The organism is Acinetobacter lwoffii, from assembly GCF_024129735.1.
GTDB lineage: Bacteria > Pseudomonadota > Gammaproteobacteria > Pseudomonadales > Moraxellaceae > Acinetobacter > Acinetobacter lwoffii_H.
Genome location: NZ_JAMXXK010000018.1, coordinates 34,959 through 54,670, shown reverse-complemented (window position 1 = coordinate 54,670; position 19,712 = coordinate 34,959). Strand labels below are relative to the sequence as shown.

Here is a 19,712-nt window from a genome sequence, read left to right as displayed (position 1 = left end):
GTTGGACATTTGATTTCTAGAGTTATTCGCATTTCTCTATTTTATCAAAATTCAACCTGCTTTGTTTCAGCATACTTTTTGAAACACCACCGAAATTTTTTGATCAGCTATAACCCAAAAGCCCTATCTTAAACAGGGCTTTTTTTATTCGTCCGTCTTATTCATCCAGACCAGGCCACTGGCGTTGCTCAAAGGCACTGTCCCAGAACAACCATTCCAGACGGGCCGCATGCGTATAAGCTGCATGCATTTTTTCTAGTGTATCGGCATCAACACGCGCCGCAACACGGTCAACGGTCGCAATCACATTCCGCACCGCAGTGTGGAATTCTTCTCCTGAATAGGTATCCACCCAAGCCTGATACGGATTATTCGGCGCAGAGTTGTCGACAATATCTTTACCAACTTCGGCATAAATCCAGAAACAAGGCAGCAACGAGGCTAGCACCACCGGGTAGCTTTCTGACCAGGCGGTCGAAGTCAGATAAGAAGTATAGTGATGACATGCCAGCGTCAACGGTGTCTGCTCAAATTGCTCTTTGCTAATGCCAAAATCTTGCATAAAGCCATCATGCAGGCTACGTTCCACCACAATCGCAATTTTGGCTGCCTCGGCAAACTGGATTACATCGTCCGCTTCAAAAGCTTTGGCGGCACACACGGCCAGTGCACGGCCATAGGCCAGTAAATAATGCGCATCCTGAATCACATAATGACTAAAGGCTTCACGGCTTAAAGTACCTTGCGCCAGTTGCTGATTAAAGGGCAGGGCCAGGGTCTTCTGATAAAGTCCGAGATTACGTTGCCATACCTCTTGTGAAAAACTCATGCTGAAAATCCTTCGCAGTTCAAGTTAAACCATGCGGCACTATAGCAAAGATCGGGCTGTTTAAAAGATCGGCAAATTTTAAAAACAGAAAATAAGATAAAACAGCTCAGGAAGTGCTTTGGTTTATGCGCTAAAAGTTTCATAATTAGCTTAACTTTTCCTATTCGTATAGCTGCTCTCTCGCAGCCATACATTTATTTAATTTATCCAAGGTCGTTGTGTATGTTGAAACATTTTGGTTTCTCGATTGCATTTTCGATCGTGTGTCTTGGTTTGTCTGCGTATTGGGGTTATACCCATGGTCCTGACGCAGGCCTGCAAACCATGCTCACAGCGCTGACCATTACCGCTATTCTGGCGATTATGGAAGTGTCGTTGTCCTTTGATAACGCGGTTGTCAATGCCTCAGTCCTACGGGGTTGGGATCATTTCTGGAAAATGCTGTTCCTGACAGTCGGTATTCTGATTGCAGTTTTCGGGATGCGTTTGATCTTCCCAGTGGTCATTGTTGCAGTGACTGCAGACCTGGGCTTTATGGAAGTGGTACGTCTGGCCCTGAATGATCCGAAAGAATATTCAGCACGTTTAATGGCACATCATCCTGAAATTGCTGCTTTTGGTGGTGCTTTCCTGTTGATGGTATTCCTGAACTTCTTCCTGGATGAAGAAAAAGACACGCACTGGTTTAGACGCGTAGAACGCCGTCTGTCCAATCTGGCCAATGTGCCGGCGATGTCGGTGTTTATTGCACTGGTGGCTTTGTTAATCATGGCAGCCAATGTCGATGAAGCCAAACGTCTGGCAGTGACTATGGCCGGGATCTGGGGCATCGTGATTTATATCGGGGTGCAGGTTCTGAGCCATATGCTCGGTGGTGAACCAGAAGTCGATAAAGAAGGCAATGCGATTCGTCATGATGAAAATGGCGTACCGACGGGTGTAGTGAAAGCGGGTATTGGTGGTTTCCTCTATTTAGAAGTCCTGGATGCCTCATTCAGTTTTGATGGCGTGATCGGTGCCTTTGCGATTACCTCAGACGTGGTCATCATCATGCTTGGTCTGGCAATTGGTGCGATCTTTGTCCGTTCAATGACGATTTATCTGGTTGAGCAGGGCACATTGGATGCTTATATCTACCTGGAACATGGTGCGCATTATGCCATCGGTGCACTGGCTTTCATTATGATTGCCAGCGGAACCGGTCTGCATGTGCCAGAAGTGGTAACCGGTCTGATCGGTGTAGCCTTTATTGTCTGGGCAGTATTTGCCTCGATTCAATACAAAAAGCGTCAGGCGGCTTTAGACAAATAAAGCGCTGTTCCTGAATAAAAAGCGTAGCTCCTGCTGCGCTTTTTTGTTTTTAGATTGGCATCATCTTTATTTCAAATAAAATTCATGTCTTATTAATGAGCTGAATGTCCTATAATCTGGGCTCCAGATTAATTAACCCAATCGCCATAATTTATGATGAATGCTTTAGAACGTCGTTCAACCTTTGCCCTGAGCAGTATTTTTGCACTGCGCATGCTGGGGTTGTTTATGATTATCCCGGTATTTTCTGTGGCAGGGCAGGCATATCAATATGCGACGCCTGCACTGATCGGTTTGGCGGTCGGGGTCTATGGTCTGACCCAGGCACTGTTACAGATTCCATTCAGCCTGATTGCGGACCGTTATAGCCGTAAGCCACTGGTGGTTTTAGGGCTGCTACTATTTGCGCTGGGCGGTGCAATTGCGGCCATGTCGGACACCATTTATGGCGTGATTATCGGCCGTGCAATCGCTGGTGGTGGTGCGGTATCCGCTGTGGTGATGGCACTGCTGGCAGACGTTACCCGTGAAGAAAACCGCATGAAAGCCATGGCCATGATGGGCATGAGTATCGGCCTGTCTTTTGTGGTGGCCTTTAGTCTGGGGCCTTGGCTGACGGGTCTGGTCGGTATCTCTGGGTTGTTCTGGGTGACCACGGTGATGGGCCTGGCGGCGATTGCCATGCTGTTGATGGTGCCTAAAGTCACGCGGCATCATAAAAACTTTCAGCAGGGCTATCTGGCACAGTTGAAACAGGTAATCAAAATCGGGGATCTGAACCGTCTGCATGTGTCGGTCTTTACCCTGCATTTATTGCTCACCGCGATGTTTATCTATGTACCTTCGCAGCTGATCGAATTTGCTGATCTGCCACTGTCCAGTCATGGCTGGGTATATTTGCCGCTGTTGGTGCTGAGCCTGTTTTTTGCTTTTCCAAGTATTATCCTGGCAGAAAAATACCACAAAATGCGCGCGATTTTTCTGGTGGCCATTACTGGCATTATTCTGGGCCTAATGGTGATGGCATTTGGTTTTGAATCCAAATATGTCTTGCTGATTGGTCTAGGGCTGTTCTTTATTGCTTTTAATGTGATGGAAGCCTTGTTGCCGTCCTGGTTGTCGAAAGCGGCACCGATCCAGTCCAAAGCCACCGCAATGGGCGTAAATGCCAGCAGCCAGTTTTTAGGGGCGTTCTTTGGCGGTATGATTGGCGGACAATTATTACTGCTGAACAATACCTCGATGGGCTGGAGTATCCTGACAGGGATTGCGATAATCTGGCTGCTGATGAGTTTTGGCCTGGCACAGCCACGCTATCTGTCATCGCTGGTGTTGCGTTTGCCGGAAAGCAGACAAACTGACGAATGGACTTCTCAGCTTTTGGCGATTCGTGGTATTGAAGAGGTCGTGGTGATGTCTGAACAGCAAGTTGCCTATGTAAAAGTCGATAAACAGCAGATTGATGATGCTTCGCGACAACAATTAACGCACTTGTTGGGTAAAGAGGTAGCCATTTAAGCATAACTCTTATAAAGTAAAATACAGAAATATATAGGAAGTAAACGGCAAATGCGTGGTGTAAATAAAGTTATTATTGCTCACTAATAGTTTACTCTAATACTTTACTCTAAGAATGCTGTATATTCATTTATGTTCGTTTCAGTGCTATGTTAAGAAATCATGGTTCATTCAAACAGTTAAGGTGGATATATGGCATATGTTGATTACGCTGATGAAGTAATCTTTGCTGGAAAATCTCATAAAAAATTTCCCCTAATTTTAAATAATGAACACATTATAAATCGCCTCACACTTAAATATTTTCTATCTCAAAGAGTTTTATGGAGCGAAGGTACTTTGCATACCTATACCAAGCATGTATGTGACTTCATTTCTCAGTTAGAACTTGAAAATAAAGAGTGTTCGTTTGATCATATAGATGAGTACTGGTTAGAGGCTTACGCAAATCAAATATCGAATCGGAATCCCGGCTCTGAAGGTTACGTATCACAATTATTATCTAGCGTAATTGATTTCTTGTTTTGGTGTGAAAATAATAATTATTGTAAAAATCTAATAGGAGTAACTTCTAAATTTAAAATAAAAGTTTTTCAGACCAAAAATGGTGTCACCCATAATTTGGTTAAATACTATAACAAACAAGGGGCATCACCTAAAATTGCGCCAAGAGATGAATGGATTGAAACGGTATTAAGTGAAGAATACTTTAAGTCTGAAGATTTAGAAATTCGCTTTAATTTGATGGTTGAGTGGGGACGTAGGTGTGGATTGCGGGCACATGAAATATGTGCGTTAAGCGTTGATCAGATACCGTCAAGGGAGACTCTAGAACAAAATATTATAGAGAAAAATAATTCCTTTATTGAATTGACTGTAACAAAGGGAAAAAAGAAAGCACGGATTCCGGTGAGTGGAATTTTATTAAAAAAAACGTTGGACTATATTGAATCTGAACGGAATCAGTTAATAAAAAAATTTAAGAATGAAGCACGACTACAGCGTAAGGCATATATTCCACCACAACAGGTATTTATTTCCTCTACAACAGGTCAAGCACTTCATCGTCGAACATTCTCTAATCAACTTAGATCTAGATGGCTGCAAGCTTTGGAAAATGGCAACCTAACACAAGACCAATACGTATGGGTACATGGGTTAAGACATAGATTTGCTACAGATAAGCTTAAAAAAATTTCCCAGCTCAAGCATATTCGTGACCCTCGTGAAGTTACGAAGACGCTTACAAGGCATAGTCATTCTTCAACATTAGATATATATACTGCCAGTATTCATTTGGAAGATATGAATGACTAAGCTAAAGCGTGAACTTATTGTACTAAAACCATTGATAAAAGAATCTATTATAGAATTTCCTAAATTAGAAATTACTGTTGAAGAAAAGACCTATGATATTAGTGATTTAACTAATTTAGAGAATATTCATGCAATAGCTACGGCTTTAAAAATATATTTAAAGGGACAACAGTCTAGCAGAGCTGTCTTTCTGGAATTAAGAAATTTTCTTAGATTTATTTCAAAACATAGTGAAAAAATTGATGAGAAATCAATTATTAAATATAAAAAATCCTTAGATACTAATGTAGAAAATGGTTTATCCACTAAGTACCAAAAATTTTCTAGAGCTTCTGCATTTGTTAAAGGTTTAATTAGTGAAGATATTATTGAAGATTTCCCTATTCCTCCTAATTTCTCAAATTTTAATAGCAATCAAAAAGATTCTTTTGCTGAAATAGCTAGATGTTATATTGAGGATGATAGCCATTTTGATCATCAAGATATTAAAGTTATCATGGATCGGTTTGAGTTAGAGCACTTGCAAGCTAAAGCTCTAAATTATTCTTTAGGCGCAATAGATATCATTCATAAAAAGGCCATTGTTGATATATATAAATGGGAAGAGGATTGGGAAAAGGTAGAAAAAATAATAGAACAGCTAAGTGAGAATGATCTTGAAAAATTAAGATGTGTAACTGATTTTAATTCTTTTTATCGTAGACGTGAAAGAACACTGGAAGAAGCATTCCAAATATTATATTCAAAATTTGGAGATAATATTCCAGCAGTAAAATATTGGCCTAAAGGAATGGAAGAATTTTTTCGTACGAAAGGTTGGAAAAGTAGCAGGGTTAAAAACTTATTAAATGGGATGTCAACCAATATTGATGATATGACTATCTTGAATAAAAGTATTAACAATCTGTTATTGGAACAAAAAGAAAAATTTAATAAAGTTGAAACTTACTATATTGATTCAGATGGAAGGGATGATCCTAGGACTATTGAACTAGCATTGTCGATTCTTTATGCACACTATGGACGTATTTTACCAGAATCAATAAAATGGCCTAAAGGTATAAGCGACTATCTGAAATATAGAAAATGGGGTTCTTCTAGGGTACATTCAGCATTTTTTCCAACTCCAGAAACATTAGCTCCTTTCATTGTGGGTTTACTTTCTCATATTGAAATTGCACCAAATGTTGATTGTGTTGCTTTTTATACATATTTAACAAGTTTTAAGCCTAGTTCGAAAGAAGGAAAAACACATGTTTTTATGGACAAACCTAGAGCAAATAAGCCAATAGAAAAAGATATAAAAACAACAGATCCTATGATTTCATTATGTATCAAGCATTCTGAAAGAATGATTTCTGTATTGAAGAGTATTCAGACTAATGAGTCAAATAGTCTAATTCTACAAAAAAAGACCCCATTATTTATACAACGCAATACTATGAGTGCAAGAAGAGATATCCATACTTTAGATAGCTCTACAGTAGTAAATATTGTTAAGAGATTTTTAGCTGATTTAGCTAAAGAAGATCCCTTTATTTCGCCTTTAGTAGAAGGTGGATGTACTGGACAAAATTTTAGACCAACCATAGTATTGATTCAAAAATTGTGTGGAGAAAGTACGAGGGTAATTCAAAAATTACTGAATCACTCTAATTCCGAAACAACGAAAATCTATACTGAGCGTGTATTAACGCAATCCATGATATTGAGTAAATCTAAAAAATTTCAGAACTACCTTGTTGAAAATGCATTAAAAAATGATTCTTCTAATAACCGACAGCTATTAAATACAGCAATAGAAGATGCTGTAGATGAATGGATCAATTGTGATGCTAAGAGAATATGGTTTAAAGATGATGCGATAATTGCAGAGTGGATTGCATGGGAAAAAATCATAAGTGATTCTGAGAATGAATTGAAGTTTCAAAATCCAATAAGATGGGAAAAATACTGGTTGCCAAGGTTGGTCAAGTATCAGAGTTTACTAGAAAATGTTCTGGAGATTGATAAAAAATCTGCTCTAACACTAGCTGAAACTATTAAGCTTCCCCCCTTATCTTAAGAGTTATATATGATTGAAAATTTAAAGTCGTATGCCATTTCAGCGCAACAAGATAATGATAGAGAAAAGCATGATAATCTTATAAATCATGAAATAGCTTGGTTAAAAAATAAGTATGAGGATGATGTTTGGAAATTAAAACCTCATATTATTACTGATGATAAGTCAAGATATACAATTAGCTGGAATGTTTACACTTTAGAAAACTATAAGGGTATTTTTCATAGATGGGATTATTGGAAGAATGCCGCAAAAGAACTTGCATATTGGATAATGGAGGCTTCAGAAAGCAAATGTAACACCACTAGCACTTTAGCTATAAGTTGCCGTAGTATCCGAGAATTTTACGAATGGTTGTGTTTTGAGCGAAATTGTTTTGATTTATCAGAAGTAAAACAGGATGACATAATTTCATTTTGCGAACATATATCGCTAAGAGGATTAACGCAAAACTCTGTTCTAATGAAGTTGACAGTGATTTCACATATTTATTCTTTAAGGAAATATTTAAAAGAATCATTAAGCTTTAATCCTTTTAAAACAAAAAAAATATACTTGTTAGCAAAAGCCTATTCAGTTCAAAATGGACATACCCCTACACTTTATCCTCAAGAAATTTTTGCTTTATTAAATCATGCTCTTAAGTTGGTAAAAGAGTCTGAATATACTTTGAGTTTACTTAAACAATATATGGAGATACATGCAGATAGTTCTATATATCATAGATCAATGTACGCGAAATTTTATAAGCTAACAGGTATTAAATCGAGTGAACTACAAAGTAAAGTCCGTGCTCTATACGGTGCGGCAGTAACAATCATTTTGATGTTATTGGCTGAGCGAAAGCATGAACTATCACTTACTAAAGAAGCTGATGTTTTAGAGCTATTAAATACTGAACTTGATATTCTTATTGGGTTAGAAAAAAAAACTGCGGGAACACAAACAGGAAAACGAACAGAACGGGCTGTTATTCAAGAAGTTAAAGACGCGCTTGGCGTTATTTTAGAATTGGCTTCATATAATCGAGAAAAATCAAAAAATGAAACAATCTTACTAAAATTACCTTTTGGTCATTCAGACAGTGGAAAAGGTGATAAAACTTTTTACCTTACTACAAATGGACTATATGTCATTTTAAGGCATTTTGCGGAATCAGCAAAATTTGAAAGAATAGAATTAAAACCTCATATGTTTAGACGAGCATATGCAATGTTGTGGACTTGGAGATTTGAGATAGGAGATTTGGAAGAATTATCCTTGATGTTGAAACATAATAGTACGGCTTTTACAAAGAAATATACGGATGATGAAGACATTTGGCAGTTTATGGGGGAGACAGAGCAAGATTTAGCATTTGATCTATTAAATAGAGCTTTCCAAGGGAAAATTATACTAAGTGGACAAATCAGTGAAACCCTTGAAAGGTATAGTAGACTAATTCAAGCTAAATCAAAATTATTGGACTCCACAGCTATTGCTGATTTTGTGGATGAATTTATTCAAACCAATGACATGCGTGTAGTTGCTCATTCAGATGGATACTGTTTCATCAATAATAAAGGATTAGACAAAGCTTTATGTCGGACTGATGGTATAGGCTTAGATCCAATAAAGAGAACAGACTCTTTATGTTTAAAGTGTCCTAATTTTGCTATTGATAACTCTCGTAAAGCTCACTGGGAGAGAAGAATCAAATTACATCAAGATGTTATTGATTCTAGTAAAAATAAAAAACTTGTTGAAAGTTCTAAAATATTTATTTCTCAAGCAGAGAAGATGTTAAATTCCATTCAGTTGGCTGAGAAATCGAAAGTTACCTCATAGTTTTATGGGAAGTGTTAAGGATTAAACTTGGATATATTAAATTGGATAACTTGAGTAGGATCATTTGTGGCAAACAGTAAAGATAAATTTGAAAGGGCTATAAGAGAGTCATTTGAGCAACTTCAAAATATTGGTGGAAAGAAAATTACCAAAGCAGAAATTATTAACAATGCTAAATTTGAAGATGGTTCTTCTGTTGGTCAGACTACTTTGTATGCGAAAAATAGTGTGACAAAAGCATACATACATGCTGAGTTACTACAAGAGCTAGATAAAAAAATTGCAGACATTGCTTCAAACAAGCCACAGAATGAGAAAAAAAAATCATCCAAGCAAATCATTGAAGAAAAAACAAAACAGATTACAGAACTCAAGCTAAAGAATAGTCGATTATTGGCTCAATTTACTGAATTAGAGGATAGTTTAGAAAATACAGTTCATCAGAATGATGAAAATTGTATAAAGAATCTTGAAACAAACTTGTATATAGTAACTTCTTTGTTAAATCAAAAAATTGGAGGAAATAAGAAATTGAATCATATAATAAAAAATTTTGAGGTTAAGTATTTTGGAAGTGAAAGATTGAAGGAAGCAAAAGATCAAATTCAAACAATGAAAAATGATATAGAATGTTCTAAAATTATTTCCATTACGGAAAGTTTTAAGGATCGCTGATAACCTTATATAGTAAGTTATAGTTGGTTAGTTTTAAGTTAAATATATTGAATTCAAGAGGTTATGATGGCTAGAGGTTCTGTTAATAAGGTCATTTTGATTGGCTCATTAGGAAAAGATCCAGAGACTAAAACTTTTCCTAATGGCGGATCGCTAACACAATTTTCTATTGCTACTAGCGATTCATGGGTAGATAAAAGTACTGGTGAGCGTAAGGAACAAACGGAATGGCATCGTATTGTATTACATAATCGTTTAGGTGAAATTGCCCAGCAATTTTTACGTAAAGGTTCCAAGGTTTATATTGAAGGTTCTTTACGTACCCGTCAGTGGACAGACCAAAGTGGACAAGAACGCTACACTACAGAAATTCGTGGCGATCAAATGCAAATGTTAGACAATCGTCAGCAATCTGAACAGAGCGCAGGTGGTGACAACAGTGGTTATCCTAATCAAAATGGGATGAACCGTAATCAGCAGCAGCCTAACAATAATACGTATGGCAATCAGCAGCCTAACAATAATACGTATGGCAATCCGCAACCTAGTGGTAGTGGTTACCCAAATAATAATCCAGGAAATTTTGCACCGAAACCACAAGTGGCTCCGGCAAGCACTGCACCTGCTGATTTAGATGATGATCTGCCATTCTAACTTGTACAATATGTAAATATTGTATTTAAATGAAAGAAAGAACTTGATTTTAATCAGGTTCTTTTTTTACTATAAAAAAACTTGTATTTTTAGGGTAGATTATCTCTCCAGCCTTAAATCACCTAAATCAGCTATACTTAGATGCATATTCTTATCTGAATGGACACCTAGTGGTACGTAGTATTGAACACTGATTCTTATTCTACTTGGACAGTAGTTTCTCCTTCATTAGTTCACCAGTTCACCAGTTCACCAAATCAATAAATTTTATCAATTCATCAGACTCAAATTATTTTCAATATTAGATAGCAGTCTAATCTTTTATCTTACTAAAAAAATCTGGCTCTTTTGAGCTGATCCCATATGTACCATGTCTCCATTTTGCCTGTGGTAACCCAAATTTTCCTAGCTTCCCATTCTCATAATATTCTTGTAAATATTTTCGATTACTCTCATTGCGTTTTGAATCAACTTCCTTAAAGGCCTCTAGAATTTCTGAAGCTATTTCAACATCAATGTTGTTAGTACTCTTAAAGCGTTCAAAATATTGTTTCCATGCTTCATAATTAATTGATTCATCACTACCTTTATTTCCCGAGGTAATAACAGGACCTTGCTCCATCTTAGATAAATTTTCTTTATACTTTTTTTTACGCAAGTCATTAATTTTTGGATTTTTCTTATACCTCGATAAATTATGACTGTAATTTGTTTGTTTGCTATCTTCATGACTTGCTAAGTCATCATATGCTTTCTTTTTCAGTTTGGAGGAATTAATGCGTTCATAATTACCCGCAACTTGTATAGTCTCTTTATTTTTTAATACATAAAACTTCTTTTTACGTAATGGGGCGCGATAAAAATTAATTTGTGCTATAAAAATATTTTTAATTTTTAATACATAGATATACGGATCATAGTAGGAATCTAAGTGCTTTTTATAAAGATCAGGGCTAATAAAGTCGACATTTGAACAATGTGGTAGCGGTAAAGATATCTTATTATTCTTCAAAACCTTACTAGGTTTATCAATTTTTAAGTAAGCAGAACCGATATCCTCTTTAAACCATTGTGCTATAGCAGTATTGAGTAACTGATAAACTACTTCTTTATTTTTTGTTCCTATAATGCAATCAATTTTAGGTTTTAAACTTAGTAAGAAAAAATTAATATTTTGAATATTATTACTTTTCTTAACTTCGGAATATATATAATTTAAAGCATCAAAGAAATATCCCAACAGTTCTTTTGCTTTGGTATCTAGCTTCAAGACTATATTCTCTTGAATGAGCGTATAATCTGCTATATCTTTGTTTTTATCTATATGTTTCATAACCTTACTTTTTTAAATTAAACTCTACGTAGCTTAACCTTCAGCATTTGAGATAATCCAAATACGCTTTAATGGTAATTCAGCCTTGATGTCATCATTCAACTTTTCATAATTTAGAAAAACTTGGTTTAACAAATCATTCTGTGTCCAAAGCCTAACTCTAAAGAAGCTAGAGGCTAATTCTTTTTGTACATTAGATTTAAAGCCACCCCAAGCGACAAATAAGCCTTGCTTAGTATTAAACTTTGTCATCGCTCCAATTAACTTATCTACTGTTGGACGATCTACCTGTCCATCTCCTGATTTGACTTCTACACAAATTTGCTGTTGCCCAAATCCCATGGGGCCATCACCAGCTAAAATATCTACACCACCATCGGCACCTTCTGGACTTTGCCAACAAGTATATCCTTGTGCTTCTAATACTGCTTTGACTAATAACGTTAATCTATGACCTTTAAATTTCGATTCGATCACTTTTCTAATTTGATCTTGCCCTATAAATTCCAAATCAACTGAACTAGATTCATCTGAAGCATCTTCAACGGCAATGTCTTTTTGAACTCCTTCAAATTTTATTACCTGATGTATGTTTTCTGGTTGCCATGCGTTTTTTTCCATTGCCAGTAAACGTTCTTCAGCATTATTTCGCTGTATACGGCAAATAGTCATGAAAGCCCCAAAGCTATAAAGAATATCCTGAGAAAAATGAGATCTTGGAATTCCAGTAGCTAACCATTTCACTGAACGTGAATGTTTAAATGGATCAATAGCATCAGGGTCATAGGAATATTCAGAAGTGATAATTCCTATATAAATAACGGGCTGTAGTTTAGAGGGTAGAATAATTCGATCACCAATATTCATCGTATGAATAAATGGCCAAATTTGACTGGCATGATTTGAGAGCTTTCTAGGCTTAGCATCAAGGTCTGTTTTTGCTAGTTCAGCAATTAAATCCCCTCGATTAACAATTTTTTTTAAATCTAAATGTAAGTTATCCCAAGTTACATAAATTCTAGATGAACTCAAAAACCTTTCTTCATATTCACCTTGTGAACCAGCTCTTACCAACCATACAGCCATATAATATTTTTCCTATTTACGCCACAGCACTTTCATTAAACGCTTCAACAACCCCAAATATGTTGTCAGCATCTGCATCACCGAATACACCATCAATCCCTTCATAATGGATCTGATTAAATGGTGGTTCATAAAGCTGCGATGCTTCTAACGTTCCCCGTATGGTCAAGTGCTCAATCACCATTTCTATAAAGCGAATTTGCTTTTCGTTATAAGTTGAACCTTGTAGATACTTAGAGAAAGCCTGTTGTACTGCCTGACGATCCAGACCAACAAGAGAACGAATGAAAAGTGGTAACGGTTTCTCAGTACCAAAGCATTCTTCAAACTTCTCTTTACTTTCCACTTCCTGAGCGTCAAACACAAATCGTTCTAGTTCGTTCAGGTCAGTTGGGGTAAGAGCTAAGCCACGCTTCAATTTGGCAATGGTGATGTGATCTTCATTTGATTTGATGAAGCTTTCAACTCGTTTACGGTATTGAGCAATGTTTACACCACTGGAAACCACAGGAATATCCACTTCTGTTGCTTCACCAATTTCATCATCAAGCATCGAGTACACAATCGTTGAGGTAGATTTCTCAATCAGCTTCACCAATCCCCGAATGCGTTTACGCATCGACTCCAGCATTGGAACAGTGATGCCTTCCCAATAGGCTTCAGTTTGTATTTCTTGAATCAGGTTAATCTGTGCCGCTACCACAGGAATATTTTCTTTAGTTTCCAACTTAGAAGCGATTTCGATGACTTTATTGGCATAAACCTGAATTGTCTTGGTATTTTTTTCCAGCACAGCAAGTTCAATGTTATAGCAAAGCATGTCAAACAGCTTGGCTTCTAGTGGTTCAGACTCTAGTTCGTTCGGAAGTTTTGAAATGTGTTCTCGTAATGTACCAATTGCAAGGTCATCCAAATTGTCCCAGGCAGTATCACTTTTAAAGTATTCAACATGCTCAATTTCAGATTTAACAATGAAGTTGTCTTTATTCATCGACTTCACTTCAGTCTGCAAGCTCTGACGCATTTCTTGCTGTACAGCTTTCATTTCTTCAGTTTGATAATCGGGTGAATTAAGCAAACTCAAAACATTCAAACGAGCTTTGAATAGGCGTTGTCCCAATGGTTCTGTGGTCGAAATAGGCGCACCATCTGGATTTGCATTGAAGTATTCAAAGTTCGAGCAATAGTCAAAGATAAAGAACTCTTTTTTATCATCATCAGGAGCAAATAGATCTTCACAGAGTCGTGTACCACGTCCAATCATCTGCATAAACTTCACTTTAGAGCGTACAGCTTTAAAGAACACGAGATTGACCACTTCAGGCACATCAATCCCTGTATCCAGCATATCGACTGAAATCGCAATTTGTGGCTCAGGGAAGTCTTTCTTACTAAAATCATCTATCAGGCTTTGTGGATACTTCGTTGCATGGGTAATCACACGAGCAAATTTACCATCATATTGAGGATAGTTGGCATTAAAGCGGTCAGCAATAAACTGTGCATGTTTTTGATTGACGGCAAAGATAATGGTTTTACCTAGACGATCACCACCTTCGGTCTTTATCCCATTTTCCATCAAGTGTTTCAGCATTAAATCAATGGTGCCTGTATTAAACAGCTCTGTATTGATTTTAGAGGCTGAGACTTCTTCAGGTGCATCTTCATCGCCCCAATTTAGACTATCCCAATGTTGTTTTTCTTCTTCGGAAAGTTCGTTATATTTTACGCCTTCACGCATAAATTTAAGCGGAACTGAATAGGCTTTGGGTGGCACGAGATAACCATCGGCAATGGCTTGGTCAAGATCATAGTAATCGGTTGGTACACCACTTTCTAAACCAAACAGTGCATAGGTATCACGATCCACTTCATCTCGTGGTGTTGCGGTTAAACCGACAAGTAAGCTATCGAAGTATTTAAAAATCTCGCCAAATTTTTGGTATACGCTACGGTGTGCTTCATCAATAATAATCAGGTCAAACATACCTGTACCGAATTGGCGTGTACCATCGGCATTTTTTTCGTCAATCAAGCCCATCATGGTTTGATAGGTAGAGAAATAGACTCGACCCACTTGGTTCTTATCGTCAAGTAAATTGACAAATGAGGCATCTTTTAAATTAGCTTTAAAAGCGTTGTGTGCCTGATTGACCAATGAAGTGCGGTCTGCAAGGAATAAAGCTTTTTGCACCACATTAGCTTTCATCAATACATCAACAAGTGCAATAGCAGTACGAGTTTTACCTGTGCCTGTTGCCATGATGAGTAAGCCTGCACGCTCTTTACGTTGATAGGCTGCCAGCATGGCTTTAATAGCACGAGTTTGGTAGTAACGCTCGACAATGTCTGCATTGATCGGGAAGCTACTTAAATCAGGGTTGTTCTTCCGTCTTTCGATCAGACGTTTGAGTTCTGCCTGCGTATAAAAGCCCTGAACTAAGCGTGGTGGACCACCTTGCACATCGTTCCAAATTCGGGTTTTGTAACCATTGGTATAGAATATGACAGGCCGTTGTCCTGTTTGTTGCTCTAAACAGTCTGCATAGAGCTTGGCTTGTTGTTGTCCAATATCAGGGTCAGTTGATGTACGTTTAGCCTCAACAACAGCTAAAGGCAAGCCATTGGCATCATACAGCACATAATCCACTGCACCTTTACCCGATGGGCTCGGCATGCCTGTAACAGCAACTTCCTCTCGAACCGTTGTGCCAATTTCCCAACCTGCTTCTTCAAGCATGAGGTCAATTTTAAGTTTTCGAGTTTCGTCTTCTTTATAGTCGGTATGGTCTTCGATTTTGCTGTTGGCAATTTTGGCTTGTTCAACGTCTGCACGTTTTTGTGCAAGTTCAGCATCTATATTTGCAAGTAATTTTTCACGCTCTTCTAAACTTGCGGACAGTTCAAATAGTTTTTGTTCACGTTCCCGTAAAGCTTTATGTTGCTCCGCAAACTGTTTTTCTTTAGCTTCTGTTTCTTTTTGCAGTTGTTCTTTGTTGGCGGTGATTTGCTGAGTATTGTCAGCATTTGGTATTAGTTTTGGGTTAAATAAAATCGACTGAGAGCGATCTTTTGAGGGTGAGCCATAGTTTCGTTCAAACCAAACATACATCAGAAATAAATGGCTAATGTGTTTAACGGTTTCTTCTGTTGTGAGCTGCTTGAACTTTTTCCCATGTACGACACTGTTACCGACCATGCGGATGTTGTCCATTTTGTCCCAAATATAGGGCGGAATCAGGTCTTTAAATTTGAGATCGTTGAGTAAGTTATGTAGTGAAGCATCATAAGGTTGGGTCAGTTTTTTGTCGTATTGATACAGCCACAGCACGAGGTTTTCAAGTGAGGTACGAGCAGCAGCAAGAGCAAATTGGGGGGATATATACGTGAGCTTTTCGGCTTCTTTGGCAGTCGCTGCCAAGCTTTTAAATTCAGGTTCTAAAAACGAGAAGTTGCTCATGTATATACCCTCAAATTTTAAATTAAATTTTATAGATTCTTGATATTAAGTAATTTACTTATGTGTTAAAGAAAAAAAGTTTAACATTATTCGAGCATATTCCATTTTATCTGATGCAACTGTAACACTAAGTCCATCATAAATATTGTCTTCATTTGGCCGAAATTTTGCGACCCCATTGGTTTGATATTGTCCTTTTAATTGATACTGATAATAAACAGTTTGTTGATTCGCTCTTACTATGTGTACAGGTGGTGTTGTCCCACTAAACTTAGTACCATATAGTTGATGATTTTGCCTTGCAGCTTCTGGGAAAAATGGTGTTGCGGCATCAAGTCCACAACCGACACAAGCAGGGACAGCATATAAACTTAGGTTTGACTTTTGATCTGCTGATGCAAGTGCTAAAACGGTGTTGCCGTTTACACCAATAGCACCTTTCAATCGTGTCCATTCAGCAGGTGCTAAGATCCATTCTTCTGTTTCAGCAATGTTATATACCCTCATGCTGGCAGCAAGTTTTTTTGGTAAATCCATTGCGAAATAGCACTTTGACTTATTACAACTTGCTGTAGGTCTATGTGGTGCATCAGTTTCATCCACACCCCTAGGGACGCTGATCGAATATGCAGGGACTTGCACACCATTTTTAAATATTGCTGTACCTATAGCCGTTATAGGATGCATTTTTCTTTGTTCATTTACGCTGATATCTATTCTTACAGGAGAAAATGTATATTTTTCAGCAAAACTAGCAGTTGAAAAAAAACTTAAGCCAACGGCTACGATTAATTTAAATTTCATAACTGTCCTTGTATTTATAAAGTGCCGTTAAATGCTCGGTTTTGTAATGATGCAAAAAGATTGTCATTCTGCACTTCAGAATCACGCATTTTATCTTTTTGAATGTTAATTAAATTGGCAATTTTCTCAAATTTTTCGATCATATGATTAGCAGGTTTAATTAAATCAAATGACTTAAAATCCGTTGGAGATATATGTGGGACTGTAGTTTCAGTAATTCGACAATGTTTTTTAAATTCAGGCATAGAAAGTATTTGAAAAAGAAAATTTGCTCCGAAACTTTCTTTAACTCTTAACCTAGCAACACGTTGAACTAAAAGCATATTAGGGTCATTTTCTTTAACTAAAGTTATTTTAAATCCAGTTGAGATCCATGGACGATCCATAGCTACTAAAATATCATTTTGAAGAATTTTAAATCTTGAATATTTTTCAAGTTCTTTCTCATTCCAGTAAGCAGTATCATTCCAATCTAATGTATTTGGTAAAATATTAATACCTCTACATAACTTGATTCCTGAATCCTTAAAATCAGCACTTTTAAATGCAAAACCTGTTAAAAATTCAACTTCATCTTCAAATTTAACTTTTTCCCACCCTTTAGGATTACTCACAGGATCGCCAAACATATCAATAAAGGCGGCTTGTAAAAGCTGATCTAACTTTTCAATCGCTTGCTGACGTTTTTGGCGTAACTCATCCGCTTGATCTAAAATTGACGCAATGCGGCATTGTTCGGAAAGTGGTGGGAGTGGGACAGATACAGATTTAACTAATTCTGTATTTAAGTTTTTTACGACTGCACCTGCTGCTAAGCCTTTGAATTTTCGATACATAAAATCACTACCTAATAAGTGATAAAAATAATCTGTATCTACTTTTGTTTTGTCAGCACTTAAAACCAACCAGCCATCATGAATACAACCAGTCGTTTTCATGATGTAAGGACGACCAAAACTCATCGAATTAGTCAATAGAAAATCATTTGGATGCACTAAACGAGTTTTATGCAGACCTTCAGGTTTAATCTTTTTTTCAGTTTTATAAATATATTTTGAACTATTAGATGCATCTTTAATGCTAATCCAATTTAATCCATTAGGATCATCTGTAATATATTGATCAATCGGACGTGGAGAACCACCACGAGCAATTTCGAAAATATCACCTAACTTAACTTGCTCCCAACTCACTTAAGCATCTCCTTAAGCGTAGCCATTCCTTTTAAAATATCCTGCTCAAGCACTTCCAAATCCGCCAAAATTTTACTTGGTGCTTCATATTCTACTTGCTCATACACCACTTCCTTATAACGGTTAATCGACAAGTCATAACCATTGGCAGCAATATCGGCTTTATCCACCATAAAGCTTTGCTCTGTGGCTTTACGAGTGCTTTCCGCTTCCAAGTTTTTAAAACGAGCAATAATGTCAGGGATGTTATTATTGTCGTGCTTAGAACTGTCTAGCTCATTACGCTTATCATCCAGCGAGTAACCATCCGCCTGCATATCATAAAACCAAACTTTGTCCGTACCGCCAGACATGGTTTTGGTAAAAATCATAATGGCAGTTGAAACTCCTGCATAAGGCTTAAATACACCTGACGGCATCGAAATAATGGCTTCAAGTTTTTGCTCTTCCACAATCTTTTGACGCAAATCTTTATGCGCTTTTGATGAACCAAATAACACACCATCAGGCACAATCACCGCAGCACGACCGCCAGTTTTTAACAAACGTAAGAACAAGGCTAAAAACAGTAATTCAGTCTTTTTGGTCTTGACTACAGCTTGAATATTCTTGGCACAGCTTTCATTGTCTAAACTGCCTGCAAATGGGGGATTGGCAAGGATCAAACTGTATTTTTCAGCAATATGTGAATGCGCTTCACTTAAAGAATCACGGTTTTCAATACGTGGGTTTTCAACACCGTGCAGCATCATGTTCATTGAACCAATACGAAGCATGGTGCTATCAAAGTCATAACCAAAGAAAGTTTCTTCACTAAAACGCTTTGCAGCTTCAGGATTGGCAAAAATCTCAGTGCTGTAATGATCGTTTAAATATTCACTTGCAGCGACAAGGAAGCCCGCTGTACCACACGCAGGGTCACAAATGGTATCGGTTGGTTTTGGTTGCATCAGCTCCACAATCATCTTGATGATATGGCGAGGAGTACGGAACTGACCATTTTGACCTGCCGATGCAATCTTACCGAGCATGTACTCGTAAATATCGCCTTTGGTGTCTTTATCATCCATTGGCACATCGGCAACCAAATCCACCACTTTGGTGAGTAGCGCAGGCGTAGGAATGGTAAAACGTGCATCCTTCATGTGATGGCTATAGGTGGTTTCGTCTTCTGCACCTAAGTTTTTAATGAAAGGAAAGACTTCATTGGCAACCGTGTTATACAACGTTGCAGCATCGCCTAAAGTAATAAACTTTGACCAACGAAGATGATCTTGCTCAGGCGTGAAAATTGGATGCTCAACAGCAATTGTTTGCTTTTTAATTTGACTGAGTTTATTTGCCTTTTTTTCTTTCGTAATCTGAATTTCATCGAGTCGGCGAATAAACAGCAAATAAGTCATTTGCTCCATGACTTCTAAAGGATTGGAAATACCGCCACTCCAAAATGCATTCCAAATCTGGTCAATTTTGCTTTTAATCTCGCCTGTAATCACGTAGATGACTCTCAAATTTCTTTGAGGGTATTGTGGTAGAAATCAAGAAAAAAAGCCATTTGAATTAAAAGGGATGCGACAAGGCTTGGCGTTATTAGATGATATTTAAAAGTAAATCAGAATAAACTTAGCAATAACTCTTAA

The 19,712-nt window shown here is 37.4% G+C and carries 14 protein-coding genes; 7 read left to right on the top strand and 7 right to left on the bottom strand.

Annotated features, from left to right (window positions below):
* Window positions 1-157: 157 nt before the first annotated feature.
* Window positions 158-829: a thiaminase II gene (gene tenA, locus NI469_RS07160; protein ID WP_004729210.1), complete on the bottom strand. Its 672-nt coding sequence runs from the start codon at window positions 827-829 to the stop codon at window positions 158-160.
* Window positions 830-1,051: 222 nt separating this feature from the next.
* Here tenA and NI469_RS07155 point away from each other — a divergent pair, with 222 nt between their 5' ends.
* The 7 genes from NI469_RS07155 (at window position 1,052) to ssb (ending at window position 10,196) form a co-directional block, all read left to right on the top strand.
* Window positions 1,052-2,140, top strand: coding sequence for a DUF475 domain-containing protein (locus NI469_RS07155; protein WP_004729211.1), 1,089 nt, complete (start codon window positions 1,052-1,054; stop codon window positions 2,138-2,140).
* Between the two features lie 153 nt (window positions 2,141-2,293).
* Window positions 2,294-3,658 (top strand): MFS transporter, encoded by a 1,365-nt coding sequence (locus NI469_RS07150; RefSeq protein WP_035340698.1) that lies wholly within the window; start codon window positions 2,294-2,296, stop codon window positions 3,656-3,658.
* Between the two features lie 192 nt (window positions 3,659-3,850).
* Entirely contained in the window at window positions 3,851-4,975 is a 1,125-nt protein-coding gene (locus tag NI469_RS07145) for a tyrosine-type recombinase/integrase (RefSeq protein ID WP_104498142.1), read from the top strand.
* A complete protein-coding gene (locus tag NI469_RS07140) occupies window positions 4,968-7,040 on the top strand; it encodes a site-specific integrase (RefSeq protein ID WP_104498141.1) in 2,073 nt (690 codons plus the stop codon). The genes NI469_RS07145 and NI469_RS07140 overlap by 8 nt, the downstream gene beginning before the upstream one ends.
* Window positions 7,041-7,049: 9 nt before the next feature.
* Window positions 7,050-8,867 (top strand): site-specific integrase, encoded by a 1,818-nt coding sequence (locus tag NI469_RS07135; RefSeq protein WP_228152246.1) that lies wholly within the window; start codon window positions 7,050-7,052, stop codon window positions 8,865-8,867.
* Between the two features lie 66 nt (window positions 8,868-8,933).
* Window positions 8,934-9,542: a hypothetical protein gene (locus NI469_RS07130; protein ID WP_253174731.1), complete on the top strand. Its 609-nt coding sequence runs from the start codon at window positions 8,934-8,936 to the stop codon at window positions 9,540-9,542.
* Between the two features lie 66 nt (window positions 9,543-9,608).
* The gene (gene ssb / locus NI469_RS07125; protein WP_253174730.1) at window positions 9,609-10,196 is read left to right on the top strand and encodes a single-stranded DNA-binding protein; all 588 of its coding nucleotides are present in this window, start codon (window positions 9,609-9,611) and stop codon (window positions 10,194-10,196) included.
* Window positions 10,197-10,509: 313 nt separating this feature from the next.
* Here the strand turns inward: ssb and NI469_RS07120 are convergent, their stop codons facing one another.
* The 6 genes from NI469_RS07120 to NI469_RS07095 are packed head-to-tail and all read right to left on the bottom strand — an operon-like array spanning window position 10,510 to window position 19,568.
* The gene (locus NI469_RS07120; protein WP_151839329.1) at window positions 10,510-11,529 is read right to left on the bottom strand and encodes a hypothetical protein; all 1,020 of its coding nucleotides are present in this window, start codon (window positions 11,527-11,529) and stop codon (window positions 10,510-10,512) included.
* Between the two features lie 33 nt (window positions 11,530-11,562).
* On the bottom strand, window positions 11,563-12,615 hold the full coding sequence (locus tag NI469_RS07115; RefSeq protein WP_151839328.1) for a restriction endonuclease: 1,053 nt from the start codon (window positions 12,613-12,615) through the stop codon (window positions 11,563-11,565).
* Between the two features lie 16 nt (window positions 12,616-12,631).
* Complete coding sequence (locus NI469_RS07110) at window positions 12,632-16,075, bottom strand: DEAD/DEAH box helicase family protein (RefSeq protein ID WP_253174729.1); 3,444 nt, start codon at window positions 16,073-16,075, stop codon at window positions 12,632-12,634.
* Between the two features lie 54 nt (window positions 16,076-16,129).
* Complete coding sequence (locus tag NI469_RS07105; protein WP_253174728.1) at window positions 16,130-16,879, bottom strand: DUF4850 domain-containing protein; 750 nt, start codon at window positions 16,877-16,879, stop codon at window positions 16,130-16,132.
* 14 nt (window positions 16,880-16,893) lie between these two features.
* Window positions 16,894-18,072 carry a restriction endonuclease subunit S gene (locus tag NI469_RS15920; RefSeq protein WP_253174727.1) on the bottom strand — a complete coding sequence of 393 codons (1,179 nt, stop codon included), beginning with the start codon at window positions 18,070-18,072 and terminating at the stop codon, window positions 16,894-16,896.
* Complete coding sequence (locus NI469_RS07095) at window positions 18,069-19,568, bottom strand: type I restriction-modification system subunit M (RefSeq protein WP_253174726.1); 1,500 nt, start codon at window positions 19,566-19,568, stop codon at window positions 18,069-18,071. The genes NI469_RS15920 and NI469_RS07095 overlap by 4 nt, the downstream gene beginning before the upstream one ends.
* Window positions 19,569-19,712: the final 144 nt, after the last annotated feature.

Excerpts from the sequence above, each read along its gene's own strand:
- tenA (WP_004729210.1), bottom strand. The coding sequence starts at position 829 with ATGAGTTTTTCACAAGAGGTATGGCAACGTAATCTCGGACTTTATCAG.
- NI469_RS07115 (WP_151839328.1), bottom strand. The coding sequence starts at position 12,615 with ATGGCTGTATGGTTGGTAAGAGCTGGTTCACAAGGTGAATATGAAGAA.
- NI469_RS07140 (WP_104498141.1), top strand. The coding sequence starts at position 4,968 with ATGACTAAGCTAAAGCGTGAACTTATTGTACTAAAACCATTGATAAAA.
- NI469_RS07150 (WP_035340698.1), top strand. The coding sequence starts at position 2,294 with ATGATGAATGCTTTAGAACGTCGTTCAACCTTTGCCCTGAGCAGTATT.
- NI469_RS07120 (WP_151839329.1), bottom strand. The coding sequence starts at position 11,529 with ATGAAACATATAGATAAAAACAAAGATATAGCAGATTATACGCTCATT.
- NI469_RS07135 (WP_228152246.1), top strand. The coding sequence starts at position 7,050 with ATGATTGAAAATTTAAAGTCGTATGCCATTTCAGCGCAACAAGATAAT.
- NI469_RS07105 (WP_253174728.1), bottom strand. The coding sequence starts at position 16,879 with ATGAAATTTAAATTAATCGTAGCCGTTGGCTTAAGTTTTTTTTCAACT.
- NI469_RS07155 (WP_004729211.1), top strand. The coding sequence starts at position 1,052 with ATGTTGAAACATTTTGGTTTCTCGATTGCATTTTCGATCGTGTGTCTT.
- NI469_RS07145 (WP_104498142.1), top strand. The coding sequence starts at position 3,851 with ATGGCATATGTTGATTACGCTGATGAAGTAATCTTTGCTGGAAAATCT.
- NI469_RS07110 (WP_253174729.1), bottom strand. The coding sequence starts at position 16,075 with ATGAGCAACTTCTCGTTTTTAGAACCTGAATTTAAAAGCTTGGCAGCG.
- ssb (WP_253174730.1), top strand. The coding sequence starts at position 9,609 with ATGGCTAGAGGTTCTGTTAATAAGGTCATTTTGATTGGCTCATTAGGA.